The sequence below is a fragment of the Entomospira culicis genome (genome assembly GCF_028748145.1).
Lineage (GTDB): Bacteria > Spirochaetota > Spirochaetia > WRBN01 > WRBN01 > Entomospira > Entomospira culicis.
On sequence record NZ_CP118181.1, the window covers coordinates 1,502,037 to 1,527,558 of the forward strand.

The 25,522-nt window shown below is 46.6% G+C and carries 26 protein-coding genes; 7 read left to right on the plus strand and 19 right to left on the minus strand.

Translation table 11 applies throughout. The annotated features are described in order from the left end of the window. The first annotated feature begins 33 nt into the window (after nucleotides 1-33). Nucleotides 34-903: a sigma-70 family RNA polymerase sigma factor gene (locus PVA46_RS07110; RefSeq protein ID WP_167696044.1), complete on the plus strand. Its 870-nt coding sequence runs from the start codon at nucleotides 34-36 to the stop codon at nucleotides 901-903. Between the two features lie 74 nt (nucleotides 904-977). On the opposite strand, the gene dnaJ is transcribed toward PVA46_RS07110, so the two are convergent. From dnaJ to PVA46_RS07145, 7 genes are all read right to left on the minus strand, one after another. Beyond that, nucleotides 978-2,066: a molecular chaperone DnaJ gene (gene dnaJ / locus PVA46_RS07115; protein WP_167696045.1), complete on the minus strand. Its 1,089-nt coding sequence runs from the start codon at nucleotides 2,064-2,066 to the stop codon at nucleotides 978-980. Nucleotides 2,067-2,185: 119 nt separating this feature from the next. Further along, nucleotides 2,186-4,450: an EAL domain-containing protein gene (locus tag PVA46_RS07120; protein ID WP_167696046.1), complete on the minus strand. Its 2,265-nt coding sequence runs from the start codon at nucleotides 4,448-4,450 to the stop codon at nucleotides 2,186-2,188. A gap of 177 nt (nucleotides 4,451-4,627) precedes the next feature. Beyond that, nucleotides 4,628-6,547 (minus strand): DNA topoisomerase IV subunit A, encoded by a 1,920-nt coding sequence (locus PVA46_RS07125; RefSeq protein WP_167696047.1) that lies wholly within the window; start codon nucleotides 6,545-6,547, stop codon nucleotides 4,628-4,630. 59 nt (nucleotides 6,548-6,606) lie between these two features. Then, nucleotides 6,607-7,416 carry an ABC transporter ATP-binding protein gene (locus PVA46_RS07130; RefSeq protein WP_167696048.1) on the minus strand — a complete coding sequence of 270 codons (810 nt, stop codon included), beginning with the start codon at nucleotides 7,414-7,416 and terminating at the stop codon, nucleotides 6,607-6,609. Beyond that, nucleotides 7,413-8,423, minus strand: a complete 1,011-nt coding sequence (locus PVA46_RS07135) for a FecCD family ABC transporter permease (protein ID WP_212603862.1) — start codon at nucleotides 8,421-8,423, stop codon at nucleotides 7,413-7,415. The genes PVA46_RS07130 and PVA46_RS07135 overlap by 4 nt, the downstream gene beginning before the upstream one ends. A 22-nt stretch (nucleotides 8,424-8,445) precedes the next feature. Beyond that, on the minus strand, nucleotides 8,446-9,525 hold the full coding sequence (locus PVA46_RS07140) for an ABC transporter substrate-binding protein (RefSeq protein ID WP_167696049.1): 1,080 nt from the start codon (nucleotides 9,523-9,525) through the stop codon (nucleotides 8,446-8,448). A gap of 24 nt (nucleotides 9,526-9,549) precedes the next feature. Further along, nucleotides 9,550-10,677: an ABC transporter substrate-binding protein gene (locus PVA46_RS07145; RefSeq protein ID WP_167696050.1), complete on the minus strand. Its 1,128-nt coding sequence runs from the start codon at nucleotides 10,675-10,677 to the stop codon at nucleotides 9,550-9,552. A gap of 245 nt (nucleotides 10,678-10,922) precedes the next feature. On the opposite strand from PVA46_RS07145, the gene PVA46_RS07150 reads away from it, so the two are divergent. The 4 genes from PVA46_RS07150 (at nucleotide 10,923) to PVA46_RS07165 (ending at nucleotide 14,510) form a co-directional block, all read left to right on the plus strand. Beyond that, nucleotides 10,923-11,426, plus strand: coding sequence for a hypothetical protein (locus PVA46_RS07150; protein ID WP_167696051.1), 504 nt, complete (start codon nucleotides 10,923-10,925; stop codon nucleotides 11,424-11,426). 115 nt (nucleotides 11,427-11,541) lie between these two features. After that, a complete protein-coding gene (prfA, locus tag PVA46_RS07155; protein WP_167696052.1) occupies nucleotides 11,542-12,624 on the plus strand; it encodes a peptide chain release factor 1 in 1,083 nt (360 codons plus the stop codon). Nucleotides 12,625-12,626: 2 nt separating this feature from the next. Beyond that, the gene (locus PVA46_RS07160; protein WP_167696053.1) at nucleotides 12,627-13,481 is read left to right on the plus strand and encodes an NgoPII family restriction endonuclease; all 855 of its coding nucleotides are present in this window, start codon (nucleotides 12,627-12,629) and stop codon (nucleotides 13,479-13,481) included. Nucleotides 13,482-13,490: 9 nt separating this feature from the next. Further along, entirely contained in the window at nucleotides 13,491-14,510 is a 1,020-nt protein-coding gene (locus PVA46_RS07165) for a DNA cytosine methyltransferase (RefSeq protein ID WP_167696054.1), read from the plus strand. Nucleotides 14,511-14,522: 12 nt separating this feature from the next. Here the strand turns inward: PVA46_RS07165 and PVA46_RS07170 are convergent, their stop codons facing one another. The 8 genes from PVA46_RS07170 to PVA46_RS07205 form a co-directional block, all read right to left on the minus strand. Then, on the minus strand, nucleotides 14,523-15,194 hold the full coding sequence (locus PVA46_RS07170) for a hypothetical protein (RefSeq protein WP_167696055.1): 672 nt from the start codon (nucleotides 15,192-15,194) through the stop codon (nucleotides 14,523-14,525). 53 nt (nucleotides 15,195-15,247) lie between these two features. Beyond that, nucleotides 15,248-15,751, minus strand: coding sequence for a hypothetical protein (locus PVA46_RS07175; protein ID WP_167696056.1), 504 nt, complete (start codon nucleotides 15,749-15,751; stop codon nucleotides 15,248-15,250). Nucleotides 15,752-15,772: 21 nt separating this feature from the next. Continuing rightward, complete coding sequence (locus PVA46_RS07180) at nucleotides 15,773-16,093, minus strand: hypothetical protein (RefSeq protein WP_167696057.1); 321 nt, start codon at nucleotides 16,091-16,093, stop codon at nucleotides 15,773-15,775. 1 nt (nucleotide 16,094) lies between these two features. Further along, the gene (locus PVA46_RS07185) at nucleotides 16,095-16,583 is read right to left on the minus strand and encodes a hypothetical protein (protein WP_167696058.1); all 489 of its coding nucleotides are present in this window, start codon (nucleotides 16,581-16,583) and stop codon (nucleotides 16,095-16,097) included. Between the two features lie 27 nt (nucleotides 16,584-16,610). Next, on the minus strand, nucleotides 16,611-17,126 hold the full coding sequence (locus PVA46_RS07190) for a hypothetical protein (RefSeq protein ID WP_167696059.1): 516 nt from the start codon (nucleotides 17,124-17,126) through the stop codon (nucleotides 16,611-16,613). Between the two features lie 75 nt (nucleotides 17,127-17,201). Continuing rightward, the gene (locus tag PVA46_RS07195; RefSeq protein WP_274360282.1) at nucleotides 17,202-17,573 is read right to left on the minus strand and encodes an RDD family protein; all 372 of its coding nucleotides are present in this window, start codon (nucleotides 17,571-17,573) and stop codon (nucleotides 17,202-17,204) included. Further along, a complete protein-coding gene (locus PVA46_RS07200) occupies nucleotides 17,570-18,622 on the minus strand; it encodes a tetratricopeptide repeat protein (protein ID WP_167696061.1) in 1,053 nt (350 codons plus the stop codon). The genes PVA46_RS07195 and PVA46_RS07200 overlap by 4 nt, the downstream gene beginning before the upstream one ends. Then, nucleotides 18,597-19,493, minus strand: coding sequence for a PHP domain-containing protein (locus tag PVA46_RS07205; protein ID WP_167696062.1), 897 nt, complete (start codon nucleotides 19,491-19,493; stop codon nucleotides 18,597-18,599). Before PVA46_RS07205 ends, PVA46_RS07200 begins: the two co-directional genes overlap by 26 nt. Before the next feature lie 159 nt (nucleotides 19,494-19,652). Here PVA46_RS07205 and PVA46_RS07210 point away from each other — a divergent pair, with 159 nt between their 5' ends. Both PVA46_RS07210 and PVA46_RS07215 read left to right on the plus strand, forming a co-directional pair. Beyond that, entirely contained in the window at nucleotides 19,653-20,318 is a 666-nt protein-coding gene (locus PVA46_RS07210; RefSeq protein WP_167696063.1) for a queuosine precursor transporter, read from the plus strand. An 86-nt stretch (nucleotides 20,319-20,404) separates the two neighbouring features. After that, nucleotides 20,405-20,728: a hypothetical protein gene (locus tag PVA46_RS07215; RefSeq protein WP_167696064.1), complete on the plus strand. Its 324-nt coding sequence runs from the start codon at nucleotides 20,405-20,407 to the stop codon at nucleotides 20,726-20,728. 48 nt (nucleotides 20,729-20,776) lie between these two features. On the opposite strand, the gene PVA46_RS07220 is transcribed toward PVA46_RS07215, so the two are convergent. From PVA46_RS07220 to prs, 4 genes are all read right to left on the minus strand, one after another. After that, the gene (locus PVA46_RS07220) at nucleotides 20,777-22,414 is read right to left on the minus strand and encodes a PTS transporter subunit EIIC (protein WP_167696065.1); all 1,638 of its coding nucleotides are present in this window, start codon (nucleotides 22,412-22,414) and stop codon (nucleotides 20,777-20,779) included. 131 nt (nucleotides 22,415-22,545) lie between these two features. Continuing rightward, the gene (rpiB, locus tag PVA46_RS07225; protein ID WP_167696066.1) at nucleotides 22,546-22,989 is read right to left on the minus strand and encodes a ribose 5-phosphate isomerase B; all 444 of its coding nucleotides are present in this window, start codon (nucleotides 22,987-22,989) and stop codon (nucleotides 22,546-22,548) included. Nucleotides 22,990-23,158: 169 nt separating this feature from the next. Next, nucleotides 23,159-24,268, minus strand: a complete 1,110-nt coding sequence (locus PVA46_RS07230; RefSeq protein WP_167696067.1) for an FGGY family carbohydrate kinase — start codon at nucleotides 24,266-24,268, stop codon at nucleotides 23,159-23,161. A 3-nt stretch (nucleotides 24,269-24,271) separates the two neighbouring features. Further along, the gene (gene prs / locus PVA46_RS07235) at nucleotides 24,272-25,510 is read right to left on the minus strand and encodes a ribose-phosphate diphosphokinase (protein ID WP_167696068.1); all 1,239 of its coding nucleotides are present in this window, start codon (nucleotides 25,508-25,510) and stop codon (nucleotides 24,272-24,274) included. Nucleotides 25,511-25,522 lie beyond the last annotated feature (12 nt).

A 25,522-nucleotide genomic window follows, 5' to 3' on the forward strand; every position in this document is an offset into this window, starting at 1 on the left:
TTTTTGCATAGATATAGCCGGAGGGTTAAACCTATGGAAAAAGCTAAAAAAAATCACTACTTCAACGATGAAGACGAAAATGCCTTGTCTCTCTATCTTAGAGAAATCAACACGATTGAGTTGCTATCTCGTGAAGAGGAAGATTCCCTCGCGAGAAGAGCGCGCGCCGGCGATGAAGATGCGAAAAATCGCCTGCTTCAAGCCAACTTGCGCTTTGTCGTAAATGTTGCGAAAAAATTCCAAAACCAAGGCTTGCCTCTTGCCGATCTTATCAGTGAGGGTAATATCGGCATGATTCACGCCATCGAGCGCTTCAACCCAGACCAAGGTTTTCACTTTATCTCTTACGCCGTCTGGTGGATTCGTCAGGCCATCATGAAAGCCTTAGGGGAGAAGTCTCGCTCCATTCGTCTACCCCAAAATCGCGCCAATGAGTTGGTTCAAATCGAAAAAGCGCGCAAAATTTTCCTAGCTACCAACAACAAAGAACCCACCGCCGAAAATATCGCCGATCTTGTTGGGCTAGAGCCTGCACTCATCCAATCTCTCCTCAACACTTCTCGTGGCGTAGCCAGTTTAGACTCACCGGCCAGTAGCGAAACGGAAAGCAACTCTACCCTCGGCGAATTCATCACTGATAGTCGCTACACCAGCCCAGAAAGCGAATTAGAACAAAGTGAGTTGCACCAACAGATTAACAAACTCCTTGCCACCCTTCCAGCCAAGGAAGCGAAGGTTTTGGAGATGCGTTTCGGCTTAAATAATCATCGCGCGCAGAGCCTTAAAGAGGTTGGTGAATACTTCAACTTAACCAAAGAGCGCATTCGCCAAATCGAGAAAAAAGCACTCCAGCGCCTTGCCAAGCCCGCCAACAAAGCTGACCTAGCTATCTTTGTTGCATAAACAAACAATAGAAACCTTCAATCTAAAGAGAGGAATCCTCAACTTGCCCAGCGGATTCCTCTCTTCTTTTTTTGCTATTTTAAATCTTTTAGACGCACCGGTCGAGGCTCTTTTTCCACCTTAAGCTCACGCTCAAGCTCCTTTAAGAGATCCTTCGCCTTACCAGAGATCTTCTCAGGAATCGACACCTGAAGCTTCACATAAAGATCGCCCTTTTTACTACTATTGAGCATCGGCAAGCCCTGATCGCGGATACGTAAATCATCTCCATGTTGACTACCCGCCTTAATCTTGAGCTTAACACGAGAACCCGTAATTGTATGGATAATAATCTCATCACCCAGCATCAACTGCACAGGAGAAATCGGAATAACACACCACAAATCAGCCCCATCGCGCTCAAAATGCTCATGGGGGCGCACCCGAATATAGACATACAAATCGCCACGCTGGCTACTACCACTTACCGCATCGCCACGTCCGGACACGCGCAAGCGTTGCCCATCTTCAATCCCCGAAGGAATGGTAAGCGCAATCTCCTCACGGTTAGCCTTAACTCCCTTGCCACTACACTTCGCACAAGGTTGTTCAATAATCTGACCACTACCGTTACAGGTAGCACAGGTGCTAGGAATACTGAAAAACCCCGCCGAACGCACCACCTGCCCCGTACCATGACAGGTATGACAGGTCTTTTTCGATGATCCAGCCTTAGCACCCGAACCAGAACATGCGTCGCAAAAAATCTGATTATTGATAACGATATTTTGCTTACTGCCACTCACCACATCAGCGAGATTTATCGTTAAGTCATAGCGTAAATCTCTACCCTGCGCCGGATTACCACGACGAGAAGAAGATCCTCCACCAAAAAATGAACTAAAAATATCACCAAAGTCGCCACGAAAGGCATTAGGGTCAAACCCACCGCCTGCATTATTGACCGCATCAAAACCGTAACGATCATAAGCTTCACGCTTTTGGCTATCAGAGAGAACCTCATAAGCCTCGGTTGCTTCTTTGAATTTAGCTTCTGCCTCAGCATTATCGGGATTACGATCGGGGTGATACTTTATCGCCAATTTACGATAGGCTTTCTTAATCTCTTCGGCGCTTGCACTCTTAGGCGTCTCTAATACTTCATAATAGTCACGTTTTGCCATAAATGTCTCTTGTTTCTCACTTCCTTCTCAAATTTGTTCTATTATTCCTAAGTATATACAATTTTTACTCTATCGTCAGCTATTTTTATATGTAAAATTCGATGAAAAAATAATATAAACTAATTTTGTCCCGCTTTATCCACAGCATCTTTCGGTGGGTTGCCGACAAAAAGCTTACGTAAATCCGCCGATACAATCGATTTAGTCAAGATAGTCGGGTCGGCCTCGACGGCTTTCATGTAAGTAAAAAAGTCGCTAGCAGAGAGCGGTTTGCTAAAGAAGTAGCCCTGAAAGATCTTGCCCCCCTTGCTCACTAAATACTCCAATTGCTCTTCGGTCTCCACATGCTCAATCACCATCTCGACAGCTAAGTCGTTACACATCAGCATCACACCATTGAAAATCGCAGCCACACGAGGATCGCGATGCGCTTCATCGCTAATCGCCTTATCCACTTTCAGCGTACTGATATCAAAATTTTTCAGGTAAATCGCCGATCCATGCCCTACGCCAAAGTCATCGATAGCTAACGTTACCCCATGCTCCACCAGACGAGAGAGTTGCTGTTGCACCAGATCGTTCATCGACAGCTCCATCGTTTCGACAATCTCCACCTCAATCTGCTCTGGCTTAAGCCCAAAAAATTTGATAGTATTAAGAATAAAGTCTGACAAATGCGGGTGATTAATCTCTCGTGCTGACAAATTGACCCCAATATGCACATCATTAAGCCCTTGTTGTTGCCAACTTGCTACCTGACTCATACTCTCGGTAATTACCCAATGCGAGAGCTCATTAAGCAGATCATTCTCTTCGGCAATCGAAATGATAACTGGTGGCGGAATGAATCCATAAATGGGGTGTTCCCAGCGAATGAGTGCCTCACCGCCATGCACTTTTTGTTCTAAAAAATTCACCTTAGGCTGATACACCAAATAAAGTTGCCCTGTACGCAAAGCTACCCGTAAGTCAGCACTCAGAATGCGCGCAGCCGCGCCCACCACATCAGTGCGAACGTTCAAATAATTCTCTTCAGAAACATAGCGATTAATCGAAAATTCAATTAACTCCTTACGTCCCTGATTATAGTCATGATCACGAACCTTCTTGCTCAAAAGTAGAAAGGGGGCGTATATAATCACGCCTACCGTAAGATTAAATAGCTGTAAAATTGCCCCGGCAATACTACCTGTAGATTGATATCCGGACAATCCAATAGGCATATACCAAGAGACATTTCGCGTAATAGCAGGAATAAATCCCCAAGAAAATGCAAGATAGCTCGTAATCGTAAGGACTAATGGAGTCAAGAGAAAGGGTAAAATAAAGAGCGGATTTGCCACAATTGGTAACCCATAAATAAGCAATTTATTAATATTAAAGATAACGGGAAAGGTAGAGAGCTGAATCGTGCGATCGTAGTCGGTGCGTACGCGAAACCACCAGTAGGCAACCACCAAACTCAAAAGTGCGCCCTCACCGCCAAGATACACAAAATGAGCAAAGAACGTACGACTAAAGATAAAAATTGAACTATCCGCTTCAAAAATGTTATATCCGGGTAAGCTAATTGTCGTAAGATAATGCCCCGTAATGTCGTTGAGAATCATCGAACTATCGATGCCAAAGAGCCAATAGACATTCTCCAGTAAGACATAGCTAATTGCCTGCCCCAAATTGGTTGGCGTGGAATTGCCATGAAGCCTGAGATAAATGCGATCAAAGAGCGCCACGACAAAGCTAAAATCGACATAAATTTGAATCAATTTCAATAAAATAAAGACCGACAACGTAGAAATCGCCGGCATCATCGCATCATATACTCGCGAGAGAACGGGATTACTCATATCGTTGTAGAGATGCCGTCGCTTTTGCTGAAGCGAGAAGAAGGCGATAAATAACCGCGAAGACCCCATGGCAATCACCATTGATAAAAAGACCTCTGCCGGATAGCGTTGCAATCCACCTCCGTAGCTCGTATAGAGAAAGTCGCGGTTGGTGATGGCAAAGATCATATACGCCGAGACCGAAACTCCCACACTAATAAACGACCGATATCTAGCCATACCCACTACCGAGGTCTTATTAAATGACTCGGCTAAAATATAAGAGATACCCACCACAAAGTTGATATTCACAATCACCCATAGTGAGTTAATAATATAATGAATATTCACATCGGCAATATTAAAGATACTTCTTAGCCAAATTTGGTAAGAGACAGAAGGAAAGCTCAAAACCAAATTGACAATACTAAAGACCATTAATAGCGGGATAGATAACTCCATGCCCTGCTGTAGTGCCTTTAGGTAGCGATTACGCTGTAACGCGCCCACAAAGAGGATGATTTTATCTGATATATGTAAGTTGTTAAGCCATTTCACCTTAGTTATTTGCCTCTTTTGAAGCCGAACTTCGCTCTAGGATGCCCAAGCCATCGGTCAATAAGCGAAAGAATGCCCGATGCATATAGCCTATTTGTCTGTATTCATTATAATCTACCACTCTTGTTACAGTATAACTTTTTTTTCTAGTTATGACAAGTAGAAACTATCGATTATTTAAATCTTTTTCTCCTTGAGCTTGATTTTAGCGATGGCTTTGGCTTTGAGACGTACTCCTTGGGTGGAGCTACTCTTGATGAGATACTGTTCTGTAGAGAATATTTCCTCTTCTTTCAAAAGGTTAGACTCTTTGTAGGTGGGGATCATCTGCCAGTATTCGCCAATAAAGAAGTGCATCAGTTGCCCTTGACTAGGCAAGAGTGGGCCATAGTTTTTACCCAGCATCCACTGGTTGAGCTTAAAGCGTTTAAGATAAGGGTAGCCACTCTCTTTGTGTTTGTAGACAATGTTAAAGATAGCTTCAGATAAAATCTTCTTCTCAAAGAGCGCCACATAGAGTGCCTTCTTGCCAATAAAGAGCTTCTTGGGCATCTCGATAACGCGATAGATCGTATCGCCTCCCACATAAAAGACGCGATCATACTCCGAGCACTCGCCAATGAGTTCTCCAGTGGTAATTTCTGTGCCTAAATAGCCCTCTTTCTCGTCGTAGCGAAGCTTGAGGTTGCGTAGCGCTGCTTGGCGATAATCAACCCGATCGATATCGGTAATCTCGCTCTTACGCGCAAAACGCGCCGACTCTGCAACCAGCAAATTATCCAAATAGAGCAACGCATAACTCACCAAATCGCCCAGCGCTTTGCTAATCTCTTTGAGCCGTTTTTGCATTTGGGCAAGCTCTTTTTTATTCTTGTCGATATCAAAGAGGCTAATGCGACGAATCGGCAACTTGAGCAAGCGCTCAATGTCCTCATCAGTAAGCGGGTCGTGAAACTCCACCCCAGCAAATGGTTGGAGCGCGCTACGGATATGTTCGTCGATAGCCTTGGCACTCTTGAGATGCTCTAGCCCTTGATAGACCTTCTCTTCAATAAAAATACGTTCTAGCGTACGCGCGTGAATCTTGGCAAGAAGCGCCGATTGCTCCACCAAGAGCTCGCGCTTGAGCAACTCTTGCAGATGCTTAGCATGATAATGAATCACCTCTGAGATTGCCATGACCTTCGGTTTACGATCGACAATCAACAAGCAGTGCACATGATGCGCCACTTCGCACTTGGTAAAGGCATAGAGGGCAGGAATCACATCTTGGGCATGCACCCCGCGGGGCAATTCGATTTCAATCTCCACCTCACCCGCGGTATAGTCGTTAATTGCACCCACCTTGAGCTTGCCTTTACGCGTGGCATCCTCAATGCTACTAATCAGCGACTCACACGTCGTACCAAAAGCCAGCTCGCGCACCACAATCCGCTTGTTGTCTACGACATCTAACTTAGCGCGTGATACCACCTTACCCAAGCCATCCTTATAATCACTCACATCGACGAGCCCGCCCGTGGGAAAGTCAGGATAGAGCGCAAAAGCTTCACCGCGCAAGGCTTTACGTACCGCATCAACCACCTCGACAAAGTTATGCGGAAGAATGCGCGTACTCATACCCACCGCAATCCCCTCTGCACCCAAAATCAACGCTAAAGGAATCTTTACCGGCAAAACCACCGGCTCTTGAAACTTGCCATCATAACTAGGCACAAATTGCATCGTCTCTGGATGAAAGAGAATCTCCTTGGCAAAGGGCAAGAGCGCACACTCAATGTAACGCGCAGCAGCCGCGCTATCGCCTGTAAAGATATTACCGAAATTCCCTTGCTTCTCAATAAAGAGATCTTTATTGGCGAGATTAACCAACGCCTCATAGATAGAGGCATCGCCGTGCGGATGCAAAAACATCGTCTGTCCCACCACCGCCGCCACTTTATGCGTCGTGCCATCATCCATGCGGTAGAGCGTGTACAAAATGCGTCGCTGTACTGGCTTAAGCCCATCTTGAATGTCGGGAATCGCGCGGTCTTTAATTACATAAGATGCATATTCTAAAAAATTTTGATCGAAAATTTGCTTGATTTGTGCCATATCTCTATACTATAATAGTTTCCTTGCCTCTTTGTAAAGAGGGGCATCTGACAATTTTCTCACGATTTCCCCCCTTTTGCCAAGGCTCTAGGCACCATTACCTCTAAATGCTCCTCACCCCATTGCTCTTGGAGCTTGATCACTTCGACATTAAAATAGGTTGAGAGCGTCTCCACCTGCATCACATCCTCCAGCGTGCCAAATTTTACCGGTAATCCCTTACCCAGCAACAACACCCGATCGGCAAGATAAAAAGCGTGATTAGGATAATGCGTATTAATGATACTCGTGATGCCATGCTCTTTGGCCAGCTTTTTGATAACCGCAAGCACCGCCACCTGCTTTTGGATATCTAAGTGCGACTCTGGTTCATCAAGGAGCAAAAGCTTTGGATTAGAAACCAATGTGCGAGCAATCGAGGCCAATTGCAACTCGCCAGAGCTAATTTGGTGCGAGCTCTTCTCTGCAAGATGCCCAATGCCCACCGTCTCTAATTTCTCTTGAGCCAAGCATCTATCCCGCTTAGATGGTTGTGCAAACGTCCCCACGTATGAAGCACGACCCAGAACAACATACTCCCATACCTTCAGCTCAAAGGTACTACGCCTAGCAATCGGCACATAGCCCACCTCGCGCCAAAAGTCAATTTTACGATACGCCCCAAGGCTCTTTCCATTAAAATAACTCTCTCCGTTTCGCCAAGGCAACAATCCCACCAAACAACGCAAAAGGGTTGTCTTTCCCACGCCGTTAGCGCCCAAAATTGTCAAGATCTCCCCCGTATCTAAGGTAAAATTGAGATCCTCCGTATATAAATTTTCTGCGCCACGTTGATACGAAAAATTTGCCAAGCACACCTCTACCTTCATCGCCATGCTCCTTGGGATCGTTTCAACAATAATGCAAAGACCGGCGCGCCTATCAACGCCGTCAAGATAGAGATCGGCATCTCCACCGCGCTCATCGATCGCGCCAATGTATCGATCACCAGCAAATAACTGCTCCCCAACAACAAGCTCATCGGGATAACCTGTTGATTATTCGCACCCACCAACATCCTCGCCATATGCGGAATCACCAAGCCAACCCAGCCGATAATCCCTGCCACCGCCACACTGGTTGCCACAATCAAGGTAGAGCTCACAATAATCAACCCCTTGAGTAACCCCACCGAGATGCCCAGCGATCGTAGCTCATCTTCGGGTAAGGAGAGCAAGTTGATCCGCCAGCGCAACAACCACAAGATCCCAATCGACAACCCCATCAACGGCAGGGCAATCTGTAAATCGCGATAGCTGACACTGCTCAAGCTACCCATCAGCCAATAGGTGATCGTGGGTAATTTATCTTCGGGATCAGCAATAAATTTCATCAAGGAAATAAGCGCCTGAAAGAGCGCCGAGACGATGACCCCAGCAAGCACCAGCACAAAAATCGACCTTGTTCCCCTGCCCACCAAAAGAGCCACCAAAAAGATCGCCAATAACCCACCCAACAATGCCATCATCTGCGTCGGTAAGCCCGTTCCCCACCAGATAATCCCCAGAGCAGCACCAAAGCCCGCCCCTGCCGATACCCCTAAAATATCCGAACTCACTAATGGGTTGGCAAACATCCCCTGTAACGATGCACCAGCCACAGCTAAACCACCCCCCAAAAGCAACGCCATCAAGACGCGCGGAATACGTATTTTAAAGATCACCACTTCGTACACCGACGGCCAACTCACCCCATTGCCCGAAACCCGACTCCAGAGCACGCCCACCACATCACTAAAGGCAATCTGCATGCGACCAAATCCCAAGACCGCCACCCCCAACACAATAGGCAAAAGCGCCATCACTACCCACAACCCCGTCCGACTCACCCGCATCATCCTCTTTTACATCCTTTATAAATTAAAGCGACATCATCAATAATTCATCATCCGAAAGCGCGTATCCATAAAATGCCTGATAGTACCTTGCCGTCTCCTCGCGCATGTCGTACCCAAAGCGATTAGGATAGAGCTTCTGCGCCAACCACAAGAACATCAAAGGTGCATCGCCGTTTGCCGACGCCCAACGATAGATTCCCGTAGGCGTAGCATATACGCGCGCGTTTTGCACCGCATCCACCACCGACCAATCCTGCCCCGCCACCCGATTTGCTAAAATATCCTCTGGTGTAACGGCGCTAAAGTTTGTCATAATAATCACTTGCGGATTCCAGCGATAAATCTGCTCCATGCTTACCTCTTGCACGCGTACCACCTCTGCCTCGGTAACCGGAATACCTCCTGCCACCGTAATCCACTGATTCCCGAAAAAGCCACTACCTGTAACACGCATCAATGCACCAGTATGCGTGTGGATAAAGAGTACCCGCACACGCTCTTCCGGGGAGATACCGGCTAATCCTTGCGCCACCCGATCGTAACTCTCTTGAACGAATGTACGAAAATGCACCACGCGTGCATCATCATCCATCATGATAGCGACCAAATCGAGCCAGCTATGGAGCGTCTCTAAGGGATCCGTTTCATCGATCATCCGCGCCTGAATCGCCAAGGTAGGGATACCCACCTCGATCATCTTTTCAATATTTTTTAGCTGAAGCTCACTTTCAACATACACTTGCGGATTTAGCGCAAGCAGCTCTTCCACATTGAGCAACCCACCCTGCAAAAAACGCGAGGATGCCTGCAAAATTTCTGGCGACATCCGCGATAATAACGTATGACGCGCCACCTCGTACGAGTCAGGATGCACACCCACCAAAGAGCTTGTCTGCCCACTCGCGACGTACCACGCCGGCACAAAGGGTAAAATATTTCCGCTCACTACGCGACTAGGCTCAACAACCACCCTAACCTCACGCGCCAACGCATCTACCACCACAACCTCTTCAGGCGCATCCAACCTATGCGTCGCCTCTTTTGGCGCACAACTCAACAAAAGCGCTATGCATATTCCCGCAAACCCCACTCTCTTATACATCTTGTTCCTCCGCCTATGTTCTAATTAATTTTTGAGATTATTGATATATAGTGTTAGTTCGCTACGTGCGGATTCTCGTGCGGGAAAAAGGATACTCTCGAGATCTTGCTCATTGAGCGAGTAGCCATAGAAAGTTTGATAGTAGGTGCGGATTTCCGACTCCATATCGTACTGTGCGCGTTCTGGATGAAGCGTTTGTGCCATCCACTTGAGCATCAAAGGCGCATCACCACTAGGGGTAGACCATCGATAGACACCCAGCGGAATCTTATACACCTTGCCCCTCTGCACCGCCGATAAGACCGACCAATCTTGTCCCGTAACCCGATTATTCAAGAGATCGATCGGGTGCGTCTCGGTAAAGTTGCTAATCAAAATGATATCGGGATCCCACGCATAGATCTGCTCCATATTCACGGCCTGCGTGCCTTGCACCTGCTCTTCCGCCACATCGATACCTCCAGCACTTCTAATCCAGTAGTTACCCCAAATACCTGCACCATATACCATAATCGTACGTTCATCATGGCTATGAATCATCAAGACGCGAGGCTTCTCCCCATCGGTTACACCAGATAAACGCTGGGCAACATCCGCCTTTGCCTCTTGTGCAAGCTCGCTAAAGTGATGCACGCGTGTATTAGCATCGGTAATCTCCGCGGTCAAATCGAGCCAACTCTGCATCGTCGCAAAGGGATCGCCCCCAGCTTGACTCATCGTTTTCAGTGCGATAGTCGCTAACCCAAGCTCTTCCATTTTTTCGATATTCTTCCCAAAAGCAAAATTCTCCAAATAGAGATCAGGCTCAAGCTTGAGCAGCTCTTCAACATTAAGCTCCCCCTGTTGAATAAATCCCGTCGAACTAGCCAGCAACTCTGGGGATAAGTTTGCCAAGATCGAATACTCCATCGCACTATACGAGCTAGGATGCATACCCACCATCGCCTCGCCCGAGCCCGTTGCCACGTACCACGCCGAGACATACGGATAGGTAAAGCCACTCACCACGCGCCTAGGTGTACCAACCATCGCCACCTCTCTCTTTGCTTGATCAACCACCGAACGCCCTAGCAATGCATCCTCGCCATCTCCCTTTGGCGTACACCCAGCTATCATTGAAAGAACCAAAATACCCGCAATTTTCTTCATCATGTTATTATCCTTTACATGATAATGTATAGCATAAAAAGCAAAATTATACAAGCATTTTATATAATTAAGTTATTAAAAAATCAAAAAAATTATAAAAATATCATCTTCAAGCAAAACAAAAAAATAAAAGAAACGCTCTCTTCTCTTAGTTTACCTTGACACTTTATTCAACGCAGGCGTATAATTAGTTATGCAAAAGCTTAATATGTAATTTTTTGCAAAAAAAATCAAAAAAGGAAGAATTTATGAACAAACTTATCTATTGCTTAGCTCTCTTCTTGCTTTTATCCGCTTGCACCCCCAAAAATGCAAAGCCCGAACCTCCTGCTACGGTACCCAAAGCGGATATGCAAAAATCCCCCAAGCCCACAGAATCTCAAAAGACGATAGAAAATCCACCACAAGCACCTGTAGAAGAACGTCCAGTGTTAAGTGCTGACAAAGATCTTCTCTATATTAACTCTAGCGTAGAGGCAGGAACGCTTACCCTTTATACCTCCACGCCAAACAAAGGACGTACGCCCCTAAATGGAGAAGAGCTAAAGAGACAGGGCTATCGCTTACATATTTATACCCCCTTTGGGCTATTCACCCAAGACAAGGGCTCAACGCTCTTCGTAAGCTCTAGTGGTGGCGACGATCTCCCATCACCAGATGCAAAGATCACCATCACCTTAAGGAACTACCAAGGAGATATCTTCCAGACACTCTCCATTCCCGTTCGAGATAGCTTGATTACCTATCAGTAAGTAACCTTCACGACCGATGTCTCTATACCCACAAGCAATTGTGCTTTATTAAAATCAAAATCAGCCCAAAAGACCCTTTACAGAATAGCCAAAATTGAGTAGAATAGAGGCATCTATGCAAAATCTAGAACAAAAACTCAAACCCATCATCGCCCAGCACGATGAAGTGAGCAAGCTCCTTAGCGATCCCGACGTGGTCAAAGATATGAATCGCTACCGCAAACTTAGCCAAGATTTCTCGCGCTTAGAGGGTGTCCTTCAAGCACACCAAGCCTATCAAGCCACTATTTTAGCCATAGAAAAAAATCGTGAATATATCAAGTCCGAAAGCGATGCCGAGCTCAAAGCCCTAGCCCAAGAGGAGTTAGCCGAATCAGAAGCCTCCCTTATTGAGCAAGAGAAGGCGCTCAAAGTGATGCTCATCCCCGCCGATCCCCTCGACGGCAAGAACGTCATCATGGAGATCCGTGCCGGTACCGGAGGCGACGAAGCGGGGCTCTTTGCTGCCGATCTTTATCGTATGTATCATCGTTATGCCGAGCGTCAAGGCTGGAGTTTTGAGCTCCTTGATGCCAATGAGACCACCATTGGTGGGTTTCGTGAAGTTATCGTTGAAATCTCTGGATCAGGCGTTTATGGTAAACTGCGCTATGAGTCAGGCGCGCATCGTGTGCAACGCATCCCGGTAACCGAGAGTAGCGGACGCATTCAGACCTCCGCGGCGACGGTTGCCGTCTTGCCTGAAGCCGAAGAAGCCGATATTGTCATCCGTAAAGAAGATCTGCGCATCGACACCTACCGCGCCAGTGGCGCTGGTGGTCAGCATATCAACAAAACCGACTCTGCCGTGCGCATTACACACCTTCCCACTGGCGTCGTCGTTGCCATGCAAGATAGCCGTAGCCAGATCAAAAACCGAGAAAAGGCGATGAATATCTTGCGCAGTCGTCTTTTAGAGGCAGAAGAGGCGAAAAATGCCTCCCAGCGCGCCGATGCCCGTAAAAATCAAGTGGGTTCCGGCGATCGCTCCGAGCGTATCCGTACCTACAACTATCCCCAAGGGCGCGTTACCGATCACCGTATTGGCTTAACGCTCTACAAGCTAGACAAGATCATGGATGGCGATCTCACCGATCTCATCGATCCGCTCATTTTGACTGCCAGTGGCGAAGAGATTCTTAGCAATAGCGAGGATTAAGCATGCCGGCTAACCTGCTTCAGGCTCTTGCTCGCATTGTTCAGCAACCGATCCCCAACCTTAAGGATGTTACTTCTGCTAAGAATCGGGCCAATAGCTTGGGAGTCTCACTGGAAGAGTACATTAAGGACGCATTTGCCGATACCTTTCATACCAGTGATGCGCAAGCGCGTCTCAACAAGCTAGCAGGGACGTTCTCTTATCTGGGAAGCCAAAATAATCCGCCCGACATGATGCTTCGTGGAGGAGATGCCATCGAGGTAAAGAAGATCACCGCACGAAATGCTGATCTTGCGCTCAATAGTTCTTATCCAAAGACCCAACTTATGCGCGATAATCCAATGCTCACCAAAGAGTGCCGTCAATGCGAGTGGTGGCAAGAGAAAGATCTTATCTATGCTGTAGGCTTGGTGGATAAGAGCCAGCTTAGTGCGCTTGCCTTTGTCTACGGTATCGATTACGTTGCCAGCGCACCCACCTACGAGCGCATTAAAGCATCGATGAGTACCGGCATCGCCTCTATTCCTGAAGTTGAATTTGCACCCACTAATGAACTAGGACGCGTCAATAAAGTTGACCCCCTTGGCAACACCTACCTCAGAATTCGTGGGATGTGGCACATCAGTAATCCATGGCGAAGCTTCGACTACCTCCCCCAACCACCCACACACGCGGCCTTCTCGCTCATGGCAATCATCAATGACGAAAAATTTCTCGCCTTTCCCCAAAACGATCGCAACGCGCTTCTCGCGCTCACGGTCGATCATCCCACGCTAAACATCGCCAACGTCGTCATTAAAGAGCCCGATGATCCCAGCCAAACCAAGAGCGCCAAGCTCATCACCCTTTATCTATAGAGGTTTTACATGAATATTATCAGCTTATTTTCGGGCGCCGGTGGCATGGATCTAGGGTTTCAAAAGGCAGGCTTTCGCGTAATCTGGGCAAACGAATACGACAAGAGCATCTGGGAGACCTACGAGAAGAACCACCTTAGTCCGCTAGATAAGCGCGACATTCGCGAGATTAACTCTAACGAAATTCCCGCCTGCGATGGCATTATTGGAGGTCCGCCCTGCCAAAGCTGGAGCGCTGCAGGGATGTTGCGCGGTATCAACGACTTACGCGGACAACTCTTCTATGAATTTATCCGTATCTTAAAGGATAAACAGCCCAAATTTTTTGTCGCCGAGAATGTAACAGGCATGCTCGCCGATCTCCATCAAGATGCTGTGAAACGCATCCTTGCCGACTTTACCAAGGCAGGCTACCAAACCCACATTAAAGTGCTCAACGCCAACCACTTCGGCGTAGCACAAGATCGAAAGCGAGTCTTTTATGTGGGCTTTCGTCGCGATCTCACCATCCCCTTTGCCTGGCCCGAACCACTGCTCTCCCGTCCCACGCTAAGCGACGCTATCGCCGATCTCCAAGCAAGCGCGCTTCCTGCCAGCGAAGGCAATAAGCACCAGCAACACCTTCCCATTGCCAACCACGAGTATATGACTGGGGGTTTCTCTACCCTCTACATGTCGCGCAATCGGGTGAGAGGGTGGGATGAGCCCTCATTTACCATTCAAGCCGGAGGACGCCATGCGCCCCTGCATCCGCAAGCGCCCAAAATGCTCTTTGTTGATAAGGATAAGCGCATCTTTCTCCCCGGACACGAACATCTCTACCGTCGGCTCACCGTGCGAGAGTGCGCGCGCATCCAGAGCTTTCCGGATGACTTTATCTTCCACTACCGCGACATCGCCCACGGCTACAAGATGGTGGGTAATGCCGTACCCGTTACCCTCGCCTATCATCTGGGTAAAGCGATCTATCAGGCGCTAGCCCACGCCAAGCCATCAACCAAACGAAAAAAGAAAGAGATAAAACCCTAAGTTGTTTATAAATTAACCTATATCAATGATGCCTAGTAGAGCACCATCCTTTTGGCGTATTTTAAAAGCCAATTGCCCACCTAACATTAACTCAACGCTATCATTGTCAATATAAATCGGATATTTGGTATCAATTAGCCAAATACGTATCTCTTCTGCCTCTGTGCTTATGCTTTCTAGAGTAAATGCGTAATCATAACTAGGAAAAGTTGGCTCATTATTGCCACCTTTCTGCATATACCTCTCATCATATATCACATTAGCAATCTTCATTGCCAGAAGACCATCATAGACATAACCATTCTCCTTTATTTTAAGCCTATACCAATCCCCACCTTCCTCATGCCCAATGCGTGTAAAATTAAGATGTTCTACTGCGCCACTGCTCTTAAGGAGTTGCATTACCACCTCACCCTTACGGGAAATCGACCAAACATCACCGTTTAATGTTGCTGTCAACTGATCATAGGTAATCTCATAATTGCCATAATAGTGAATATAGACCAAGGCTAGCCTAATTGCCTTATCTGCATCATCGATAAATCCCTCTTTCGGTACCTTAAAATCAGTCATCTGTGCCCCGCTATTGCTATTAGCTTGTTCTTTATTTGCAGAAATCCCCGGAATACTCGCCATCCCTAAGCTTATCATCACGATAGCGCCCACTGCTAACATGTTTTTCATTATACGCTCCTTATATTCTTATCGGCACACCATATCGAGAATGAATTCTTGGCTTAGGAAGTTATATTAATCAGTATCCTCTCAAATACTTCTTTATTGTATAACCATCTCGCTACTTTTATGGACATTATGTGGATTCTCACACTATTTTCTTCCTCATCAACATAAAAAAGAAGACCATCATGCTTCGTGCTTATCTCTTCCTCCCACATAAGCAGTTGTTCCCTGCTATATGCACCCGATCGTGAAAGATGGAGTAGTTTCTCTTGGTCAAAAGAGATCGTTACATCATGAAAATGAAACGCAATCGTGCGATCTCCATTTTCAGGGGTATAGTAATCGTGCATGTGGTAGGTTTGTTCGTCCACCAGTGGGATAGTTTGCTCTATTTCTCGATAGCCTGATTGGCTGATATGCTCTTGAAATCGTGCTAGATCCATGCCAAAATAGAGATCAAACGTAAATCCATGTTGCATAAAAGCGGGAATCTCTGCGCTCCCTCGAGGATACCCACAACCAACAAGAAACAAAAAAGTTGCCAAGAACACTCTTTTCACGCTAGCCTTCTCTCCTAAAAACTAAAAAAATAGGACACCTAGAATAAAGGTCATCACCATCACCCCAGCACATTTCGCAAATGCACCCTGCGTAATGGCTACCCTCTCCTCCAAGATTTCTCTTATCTGCTCGTCTAGCTCTGGCTTATCTTCGATAAAATTGGCAAATTCTTTGCCTAATATCCATGGGTAACTATAAATGCTGATATCCATCATCGTCTCGATCATATAGCCGTGCGCTCGGCAGAGTTCTTGTAGATCATCGCCAAGGGTGTGCGCTTTTATCCCCGCAGAAATCATAATAAGCAAAATAACAATAAACGCTATGCCTAATAATATCACCTTACGTATCCTCCATATTGTACAAGGGTCGGATCTCTTCCATATCCAAGGGAATGAACGTTTCGCGATCCATACCAAAGTTATATAGCTCCATGATCTCTAAATATCCATCAATAAAGGAGATAAGCGTTCCACAAAAGAGCTCGCCTTTGTAGCTAAAGTGAAAGGTTTGATAGTTGCTGTCGTTAGAGTAGCCCTTGGTTGGAAGCCCTGGGAAGGGGCGCTGACTGGCCTTTACTTCATCCTGCACAAACTTTAGGTAACAAAACCCACCGGTAAAGTCCATGGTGATCTGTTTTACCTCGCCAAGCTGTGCCTGCCACGCATCGTACCAAGCGGGATTAACCTTGAACATCATCTCTTCGCTAATGAGGCTTAAAATGCGTCGACAAAAACGCCTAAGCAACGCTTGCTCATGCGAAGTAATATAATAAATACCATCTGGTCTAATATAGTAAAGATCATGTAAAAGCGTAATGTCATAATCCATGGTTACTCCTTTTTGGCTTGGAATAAACTAGATAATTGGATCCATCAATCTTGTTCTGGCGCCTAAAACCATCCCATCTTCTGCACGTAACAATATGCGTGGTCTTGAACCATCTTCTATCAATAAAGAATATGGTTCTACTCTGTTTTCATAAGGTAGGTAGAGTCCCTGAACGTACCACACGCCTTTGTAGTAACCAACTTTTAAAGGGATATAATCCAGTATATCATCTTCAAAAGATTTATCCTTATAATAATATCGAATCATCGCATCGGCAGCACTTTTTGCATCAGGAATAGCAGGAGTATCTCCCTTGGGTAAGTGCTTACCCGCCTCAATCTCTTGAAAAATTTGTTTAAATTTCTTAATATAACCAATAGTTACCTCTATATCGAGGACTTTAAAATAGGTGCTATGGGCATCATTTACCCTAACCTCTGCCTCGTAGCCCGTGGCTTGCTCATTGTTTGCAGAAATTCCTGCAATACCCACCATCACTATACCTATCATCACGATAGCCCCCACTGCTAACATTTTTTTCATTATACGCTCCTTATATTCTTATCGGCTTGGGGGTGATCCTTCCTTTCATACTTTCGCACATAAAGCTTAGAAACACTATCCATCCATCCATAAGCTCTCTTTGGTGTAGCTAAAAATGATGTTGGGAATGACCGAGATCGTGAGAAAGGGATAAGCAAGCAGACCATGCACCACCGCATTACGGCAAAAGGTTATCTTTGTACCATCTTTACGATAAAACTCTAACCCAAGAATCCGCTGTCCTAGTGTTCTTTTGGCTAGAAAAACATACGTACCTGCCACAATCCCCAAAAAAACTGGCGACAATAGATGGGCAAAAACTGTCTCAGGAACCATCACTCCACTGGCTGACGATAGCATGGCGATGAATTTTACACTAGAGCCCCATAAAAAAATTATGATATAAAAATCAATCATAAACGAAGCTATTCTCTTAAGATATATCACTCCAAAACCTCCTCTATCAATGAAAATTCCACGGTATAATCGGCGTTGGCCTCGTGCAAGAGGCGCTCGAGGTAGACGATATTGAGAAAGCCCCGTTCGATTGCTAACAAAAAGAGGCGTTGTGCCTCGCTAAAGATATCGGCTTCGCCCGTGGTTTGGTAAATGCCTAAGAGCGCGCGCCCTTGTAACACGAGTGCCTCTGCATCTTCTTCATTGGTGAGGGTGAGCACCGCTTGGCTGTAGACCAGCGTGGCTTGCCAATTCTCTTGGCTAAGGTAGATCGAGGCGATACCGCGCATCGCATGGAGCATCAGATCGAATTCACTCTCGGTGATGAGGCGCAAGACCTGCTGATAGTCAGCCAGTGCACGCTCCTCTTCACCCAATAGGAGGCGAATTTGTGCGCGCTTAGCGTAGAGCTCGGTAAGTTCGGGGTAGAGGTGGATGATACGGGTGATCTCGGTGTGCGCCTCGTCGGTTCGCCCCAAACGTAAGAGCGGTTCAAGCTGGCTAAAGAGCGCTGTTACGTTATCGGGATCTCGTTCCAACGCTTGTTGATAATCTGCTAATGCTAGCTCTTCATAATGCGGAAGCATCAGGAGCGCCCACGCCCGATTGATGTAGGCTTGTGGATTATTGGGGTCTAACTGCATTTGACGGGTAAAAAAGTCGCTCGCTTGCGGATAACGCCCCTCGCGCATGGCAATAATGCCCAAGACACCATTAAGACGCGCATCCGCCTCGTGTAAATGACGCGCATAGAGCGCATCGGCTTTGGCTAGCTCGATCTCACCTAACTCGAAGTAGGCGATGGCGCGAAAGAGACGTGCCTCAAAGTGGAGAAAATCTTCCGACAAGACATACGAAAAGTCCTCAATTGCATGCTCCATACTCTCCCCAGAGAAGAGCAATTGTCGCCCACGGTGAAAGTGCATCTCGAGCAACTCATCGGCGCTCTGCGCCCAAAGCGATAAGGGCAAAGTGCCCAAACAAAGAAGAGTAACTCCCACCCATCTGCTTACATTAAAATGATTTATCCATTGCTTCATATTGCATTTTCTCCCATTGAGCTAATTGTTCGGGGCGTAGCAAAGGCAGTAATAGCGAAGGATCGATCTTCTCCCCCGCCGTAGCATAACCAAGCCGACGCGAAAAGTATTTTGCCCCGTGATAATCGCTCCCGCCCGTAACCAGTAACCCTAACGACTGGGCAAGCGCGACAAAACGACGGCTCTCGTTTGCCTTACAACTGCTGTGATACGCCTCTAAACCATCCACGCCAATCGCTTTAAACTGCGCGAAACTCTCCGCCATCACCCGCCAAGATTGATAGAGTGAAAGCGGATGCGCCACAATCGCCTTACCTCCAGCTTGATGAATTAGCGCCACCGCCTCTGCTAGCTCAAACGACTCTTTACGGATATAGGCAGGTCGACCGTTCGCTAGGTAGAGATCGAAGGCCGCCTGCTGGCTCTTCACATATCCTTTCATAAAGAGGTAGCGCGCGATATGCACCCGTCCCACCACGTCTTTGGCAAGCGCACGAATCTCGGCGTAATCGCAGGGTAGACCAAGGGCATTGAGCTTGGACAAAATTTCAACATTGCGCTCCTCACGCTGTTTTTGTTGCTGGTCTAATGCAAGAGCAAGTTGTTGCATCGCCTGACTTTTTTTTGCATCAAAGTTAAGCCCTAAGAGGTGAAAAGCACCACGTTGCGCGTTAATCTCGATCTCGATACTCGGTAAAAAGAGCATACCCAACGCCTCTGCTTGCTGGCTAGCTTCGTCAAGCCCTGCAAGTGTATCGTGATCGGTAAGCGCTAATGCACGTACGCCACCCTTAAATGCCACATCCACTAAAACGCTCGGCGCATCTGCCCCATCCGAAGCAGTGGAGTGGCTATGTAGATCAATTAGCATGAAAACTCCTATAAATTATCTTGATTATCGTCGAATCTTTCGCCTGTGTCTAGGCAAAAAAGAGAAAAATAAGAAGTTTTAGCTATTTTATCCAAAAAATTCGTTACAACAAAAGCATTTACTTGATTTTTTTAGCCATTTATGCTACCCTTATCCATTATGGATAATCAGAAAGAAGCTTTTATCTCCTTGCCTATCGCAGGATTCGTTGTGGCCGCCATCTACGTGGCGAGCAATATTTTCGCCAATATTCTCTCGGTAAAGATGCTTTATCTACCCTTTCCTTTCCCCTTTCAAGAAGTGGATGCTGGTACGATTATTTTTCCGGTCTCGTTTATTGTGCGCGATATGCTCCATAAAAATGCCGGACGCAAGATCGCGTCGGTCGTGGTAATCGCCATGGTGATCATTAGCATTGCGATGGTGGGGCTCTTTCAGCTTGCCGTTGCCCTTCCCCCCTCCCCCCAATGGCACGCTAGTGGCATGCAAGAAGCCTTTGCGCTTATCATCGGGCAGAGTAGCCGTATTGCGCTAGCAAGCATCACCGCGCTCTTGATTTCAGGACTCTTCAACACCTTTGTCTTTAGTAGAATCATCCGCACCAACCCCGAAAAAAAAGATATCCTCGCCAGCATGATCAGTAACCTGCTCTCTATCATCTTAGATACAATACTCTTTGCTTTAATCGCCTTTGGGGGTATCTTGCCATGGGCAACAATGATCTCAATTATTATGGTCAATATCGTACTTAAGTCGATCATTGCCCTAGTTGGTGCGCCTTTAGTGCGTCTTATCAAGGTACAAGTCGATCCAAAATTGCTATAAAGAAATTAATTAAGCAATATTATTAAAATATCTGTTGACAAAAAATATCTTTTTTCATACAATGTTATGAATTAGGAGGCATGTTTATGCAAAAGAAAGGTTTGAAAATTGCCATCATTGCTATCGTTTTGTCGTTGTTTATGGTGGGATGTACCGGCGTTGGCAACGTCATTTTCCATAACAATGGGGTAAATGATAACGTACGCGTAATTGGACCCGTAAGCGTTCGTGAGGATGACAAGCGCATTGTTAAAGGAGAGGTTCAAGGTGTACGCGCTGCTCTCATTCAGATCGCAGAAGAGAAGTACGGCACAGATATTGATAATGTTATCGATATTGAAGAGTCTATTCTCGTCGACGGAGCATCCAAATATCGCGTATTCAGCGGTATTGCTGTTGTCTATAAATAAAAATATCTTTATTTATGAAAAAGCCCACCAACTGGTGGGCTTCACAATTTATTTGGTGCTATCCAAATACTCTTGCAAGTTAGATTTAATCACCGCGACCTTAGGCCCAAAGATAACCTGTACGCCCGTACCCGCTAAGAGTACGCCATTAGCGCCTGTTCTCTCTAAGATCTCTTTTTTCACCGCGCTAGGATCACTAACCGTAACACGTAAACGAGAGATACAATTGTCCAAAGAGGTGATATTCTCACGTCCCCCCAAGCCCTCCTCGAGCATTTTGGAAAGGGCAATCTCACTCTCACTAAGGCTTGCACCCTCTTTCTTCTCGCCCTTTGCCTTACGTGCATCGACATCAGCACGGGTGTAGAGCTTAACATCCTCAACATTATCCTCACGCCCTGGGGTCTTAAAGTTGAACTTCGTAATTAGGAAACGGAAGGTAAAGTAGTACAAGAACATATAAGGAATACCAATGATAAAGATACGTGGCCAGTTGGTCTTAGATGCACCTTGCATCACACCAAAGAGCACGTAGTCGATGATACTACCAGAGAAGGTCTGACCTACGGTAATATCGAGGATATGCATAAACATAAAGGATAATCCCGCAAAGACTGCATGCACACCATAAAGCAAGGGCGCAGCAAACAAGAAGGAGAATTCTAGTGGCTCGGTGATACCCGTAACAAAGGCCGTAAGCGCTGCAGAAAAGAGTAATCCATACACTTTACTCTTATTCTCTGGCTTAGCTGTGTGATACATTGCCAAGGCTGCTGCAGGTAGACCAAAGAGCATAAAGGGAAATTTACCCGCCATAAAGCGCGTAGCCTCTACGGAGAATTCCGTGGTGCTACCACTTGCCAACTGTGCAAAGAAGATGTTTTGTGCACCTTCTACCATGCGACCATCAATTTCCATAACACCACCCACGGCTGTTTGCCAGAAAGGCATATAGAAAACGTGATGCAGACCAAAGGGAATCAAGGAGCGCTCAATAAGTCCATAGACAAAAGTTCCCGCATAACCCAATGTGTTAACCAAATCACCCATCGCCAAGATAACGTTCTGTACCGATGGCCAGATAAGATAAAGCACACCACCAATCACCAAATGCACCAACGCCGTAATGATTGCCACAAAACGCGTACCACCAAAGAAGGAGAAGACTTCGGGAAGTTCAATTTTGTAGAAGCGATTATGTAAGTAACTCGTCGTTAGACCAACAATCATACCACCAAAGACACCCATCTGCAACGTAGTGATACCCACCGCGCTACCGATAGCACCCTCAGGCAATGCCCCCGGAGCAAGCTTATTGTTCAAGGTTAAAAGCGCCGAAATCGTTGCATGCATCACAAAGAAACCAACCGCACCCGCAACTCCAGCCACCTCTTTCTCTTGCTTGGCCATACCCACAGCCACACCAATCGCAAAGAGCATCGGTAAGTTGCCAAAAATAACATCTCCAGCCTCTTTCATCACGGTTAACACCGCAAACATGAAACCACCACCAAAGAGGGTGTTCAAAATCGGATACTGCGCCAACGTAACGGAATTCGTAAACGAAGCACCAATACCCAACATCAAACCTGCTACCGGCAAGAGTGCGATAGGCAACATAAACGCCCGCCCTACTCGCTGTAACACACCAAAAATAGTCGCACCTACGCTATTTCCATTAGCCATATTTTAATCCTCCAATCTATCTTCTTCGATTGTTTTTGCATATCTAACAGGCAATCTCCTTCAACCTAGCCCGCCAAACATCCATCAACAACCATTTTTATCCCATCTCTATCAACAATCCACACAGACCTTTAGCTCTTCTGTTCATCTTCCTCAATCATCGCTATGCGCTTGGCATGACGCTCGCCCTCAAAGGTGCTAGCCAGCCACGTATCCACAATCATCTTCGCCATGTCGATACCCACCACTCTTGCGCCAAACGCTAGAATATTGGCATCATTGTGCATACGCGCCATCTTTGCGGTATACGGCTCGCTACAGACCACCGCACGAATCCCCGTAACCTTATTCGCCGCCAATGAAATGCCCACACCCGTACCACAAATCACGATGCCCAGCTCGCACTGGCCATGCACCACCTTATGTGCCACAGCTCGCCCATACACCGGATAGTCGCAACTCTCCTTGCTATAAGTTCCACAATCTTGCACGGCATAACCACTCTCTTCCAAATGCTTCGTGATCTCATTTTTTAACTCATACCCAGCGTGATCAGAACCGATTGCGATCTGCATTTTATCTCTCCCTTTTTAAAAAATAAAATTCTACATAATAATTGCATAAAATTTAGCAAAATACCATATTTCACTCTATCTCTTCTTTAATAATACGCATGGATAGCACTCCTGTCAAGCACTATCGTTCTATGCGCCAGAAGAACACCATAAGTAAATATCATATAAATTAATTAACCTCTTTACCAATTGCATCAACGCTCTCCTCTAGGGTGGCGTAGTAGCCCGATAGCCACGCGCCGTACATGGCGTTGCCGGTGAGCTCGGGCTGATTAAAGCGTAAGACGTGTAGCGGGTGATGACTCAACCGACGCTTCATCGCATTGAGATCCTGATGGTATGTTTGTCCACCGCAGAGCCGAATTTGCTTTACGTTAATCGGTTGCATCTCGTTCCAGATACGCGTAATTTTTGCCACATGGAGCTGAATTTCTACCTCATCTAAATCATAGTTATGTTGCTGCATCAACTGCCCTACCTCGTTAAAGACCACCCCCACATTATAGAGATGTGGTAGTACATGTGGCGTGATGCGCCAAAAGGAGTCAACCGTAGGGAGCAGGGACGTATCGGGGATTTGGTTTGTAATGAAATTAATCCCCTCGCTCATCCCAGCGCGATTTAAGACATCGCCTACCTGTGTAGATTGGCTACCCAACAGCGCCGATAAAAAGTCGAAGGTTGTGGTATACACTACCACCCGTCGAGGAAGCATCCACGCTTGACGTAGTGCTTGTCGCACCGTACCAATTGCCGTATCTTGAGCATATGGAGGAAACCAATCAGGCGAAAACCCGTATGCTTGGATCTCTTCAGGCGACCAGATCAACTCCCGATACGCATGATTGGGCAAAGAGGTTACCACTTCGCCCGTGAGCCAGTACGCAATAAAATCAGGCGCATTCACAAAGTAATGCACTTGTTCGCTAAGCCTTGGCTTTTTCCTCAAGAGATACGCAACCTTGGGCAAAAAATACGAAGCAATATTCGCTTGCTTTGCCGGATAATATGCCCCCTTGGCGTAGTAGAAACTTGGCTTAAGAATTTGTTGATTACGCAAAATCGGTACAATAGTTGGCCCCTGCCCACTAATGACAATCTGCGCTAAATCGGCACGTTCGGCGTGGGCTAAGGAGCTTATCAGCTCTTGAATAGCGACAATCCAACTAGAAGCATCTTGGCGTTTGTAGATCACACGACCTAAGCTACGCAAGAGGCGACTCTCCAAAAAGATCGCCCCCTTTACGCTCGATGTGCCTAGGTCAATGCTCAAGATCATTGGCTACTCGTCTTCGGCATTAAGCAATTTTTGAATCACCTCATTGTTATCCAAGAGCGGGCTTAACGTGCGATCAGTATGCAGGCGCATCAAAACCTCGGCAAAGAGCTTCGCGACATCGGCTTGAATGTACCACGATCGCTCGAGTAAGTCAGATGAGTGCGCTACCGCGTTGGTGCTAATTAGTCGCCAAAAGAGCCCTGCGTCGTAGGCTTTTTGAAACTGCTCTACCGCATCGGCATCGAAAAAGGGCAAACTAATCGCGATGATCACGCGCTTTGCACCATTTTCACGCATTTGCTCAAGCGCCTTAATCAGCGTTCCACCCGTACCTAGCATGTCATCGGCAAGAAAGACCGTCTTGCCCGCCACATCGCCTAAAAGCTTCGCGCCTTTAATATTAGAGTCGCTAGCATTCTTGCTGACCTTACTATAGTCGCGCTCTTTATACATCATCGCCAAAGGTCGCCCCAGCGAGTTGGCGTAGTAGCGATTACGCCCTAACGACCCCGTATCAGGTGCAAGTACCACCAAGTCTTCTTCTTTTAGGTTGATAATCTGCTTAAGCGCTTTAAGAATAGGGTAGTTCGCATGAAAACTCTCTAAGTGGAGATTTTTAAAGGTGTGATCAATATCCCGGGAGTGAATATCCAGCGTAATGATACGATCCACGCCCATATCCTCTAAAATACGTCCCACTAGCGCCGCGGTGAGTCCCTCCCTACCTTTACGCTTGTGCTGTCTAGCATAGGGATAGGCCGGTAAGATGCAAGTGATGCGCCCCGCGCCCGCGCCCTTGGCAGCATCCACCGCCGTAAGCAGTGTCATATAATGATCATTAACTGCATAAACTTTAGGATCAGCGCCCTCGTAATGAGCGGGAACCTTACTATACATATCCTGAATAATATAAATATCGCGCTCGCGCACACTGCCTAAAAGTTCGGTCTTTACCTCGCCGTTGGCAAAACAGGTGAAGGTGGCATCCACCTTAAAGCGTGGCATTCTAAATTTTTCTGCCGATCCACGTGGAGAGATACGCGCCGTCATGAGATCATCGCTTAAATTGAGGATCTTGAGCGCAAATTCTTCTTCAAATCCATAGGTATTGGCAATCGACTTACACTTACGCAAGAAACGATGTCGCCAAAACTGCTCCACAAAATGAATCAACTGCGCAGAAAAAGTCTCCGCCCCCGGACAGACCACAATCCCTAACGGTACACTATTAAAGGTTCCCAATCTCCCACTCCT

Coding starts and splice junctions, on each gene's coding strand:
- prfA (WP_167696052.1), top strand. CDS start 11,542: ATGCAAAATCTAGAACAAAAACTCAAACCCATCATCGCCCAGCACGAT.
- PVA46_RS07210 (WP_167696063.1), top strand. CDS start 19,653: ATGGATAATCAGAAAGAAGCTTTTATCTCCTTGCCTATCGCAGGATTC.
- PVA46_RS07145 (WP_167696050.1), bottom strand. CDS start 10,677: ATGATGAAGAAAATTGCGGGTATTTTGGTTCTTTCAATGATAGCTGGG.
- PVA46_RS07135 (WP_212603862.1), bottom strand. CDS start 8,423: ATGATGCGGGTGAGTCGGACGGGGTTGTGGGTAGTGATGGCGCTTTTG.
- PVA46_RS07215 (WP_167696064.1), top strand. CDS start 20,405: ATGCAAAAGAAAGGTTTGAAAATTGCCATCATTGCTATCGTTTTGTCG.
- PVA46_RS07110 (WP_167696044.1), top strand. CDS start 34: ATGGAAAAAGCTAAAAAAAATCACTACTTCAACGATGAAGACGAAAAT.
- PVA46_RS07200 (WP_167696061.1), bottom strand. CDS start 18,622: ATGAAGCAATGGATAAATCATTTTAATGTAAGCAGATGGGTGGGAGTT.
- PVA46_RS07190 (WP_167696059.1), bottom strand. CDS start 17,126: ATGAAAAAAATGTTAGCAGTGGGGGCTATCGTGATGATAGGTATAGTG.
- PVA46_RS07140 (WP_167696049.1), bottom strand. CDS start 9,525: ATGTATAAGAGAGTGGGGTTTGCGGGAATATGCATAGCGCTTTTGTTG.
- PVA46_RS07160 (WP_167696053.1), top strand. CDS start 12,627: ATGCCGGCTAACCTGCTTCAGGCTCTTGCTCGCATTGTTCAGCAACCG.
- PVA46_RS07170 (WP_167696055.1), bottom strand. CDS start 15,194: ATGAAAAACATGTTAGCAGTGGGCGCTATCGTGATGATAAGCTTAGGG.
- PVA46_RS07230 (WP_167696067.1), bottom strand. CDS start 24,268: ATGATCTTGAGCATTGACCTAGGCACATCGAGCGTAAAGGGGGCGATC.
- PVA46_RS07125 (WP_167696047.1), bottom strand. CDS start 6,547: ATGGCACAAATCAAGCAAATTTTCGATCAAAATTTTTTAGAATATGCA.
- dnaJ (WP_167696045.1), bottom strand. CDS start 2,066: ATGGCAAAACGTGACTATTATGAAGTATTAGAGACGCCTAAGAGTGCA.
- rpiB (WP_167696066.1), bottom strand. CDS start 22,989: ATGCAGATCGCAATCGGTTCTGATCACGCTGGGTATGAGTTAAAAAAT.
- PVA46_RS07165 (WP_167696054.1), top strand. CDS start 13,491: ATGAATATTATCAGCTTATTTTCGGGCGCCGGTGGCATGGATCTAGGG.
- PVA46_RS07185 (WP_167696058.1), bottom strand. CDS start 16,583: ATGGATTATGACATTACGCTTTTACATGATCTTTACTATATTAGACCA.
- PVA46_RS07150 (WP_167696051.1), top strand. CDS start 10,923: ATGAACAAACTTATCTATTGCTTAGCTCTCTTCTTGCTTTTATCCGCT.
- PVA46_RS07220 (WP_167696065.1), bottom strand. CDS start 22,414: ATGGCTAATGGAAATAGCGTAGGTGCGACTATTTTTGGTGTGTTACAG.
- PVA46_RS07205 (WP_167696062.1), bottom strand. CDS start 19,493: ATGCTAATTGATCTACATAGCCACTCCACTGCTTCGGATGGGGCAGAT.
- PVA46_RS07130 (WP_167696048.1), bottom strand. CDS start 7,416: ATGAAGGTAGAGGTGTGCTTGGCAAATTTTTCGTATCAACGTGGCGCA.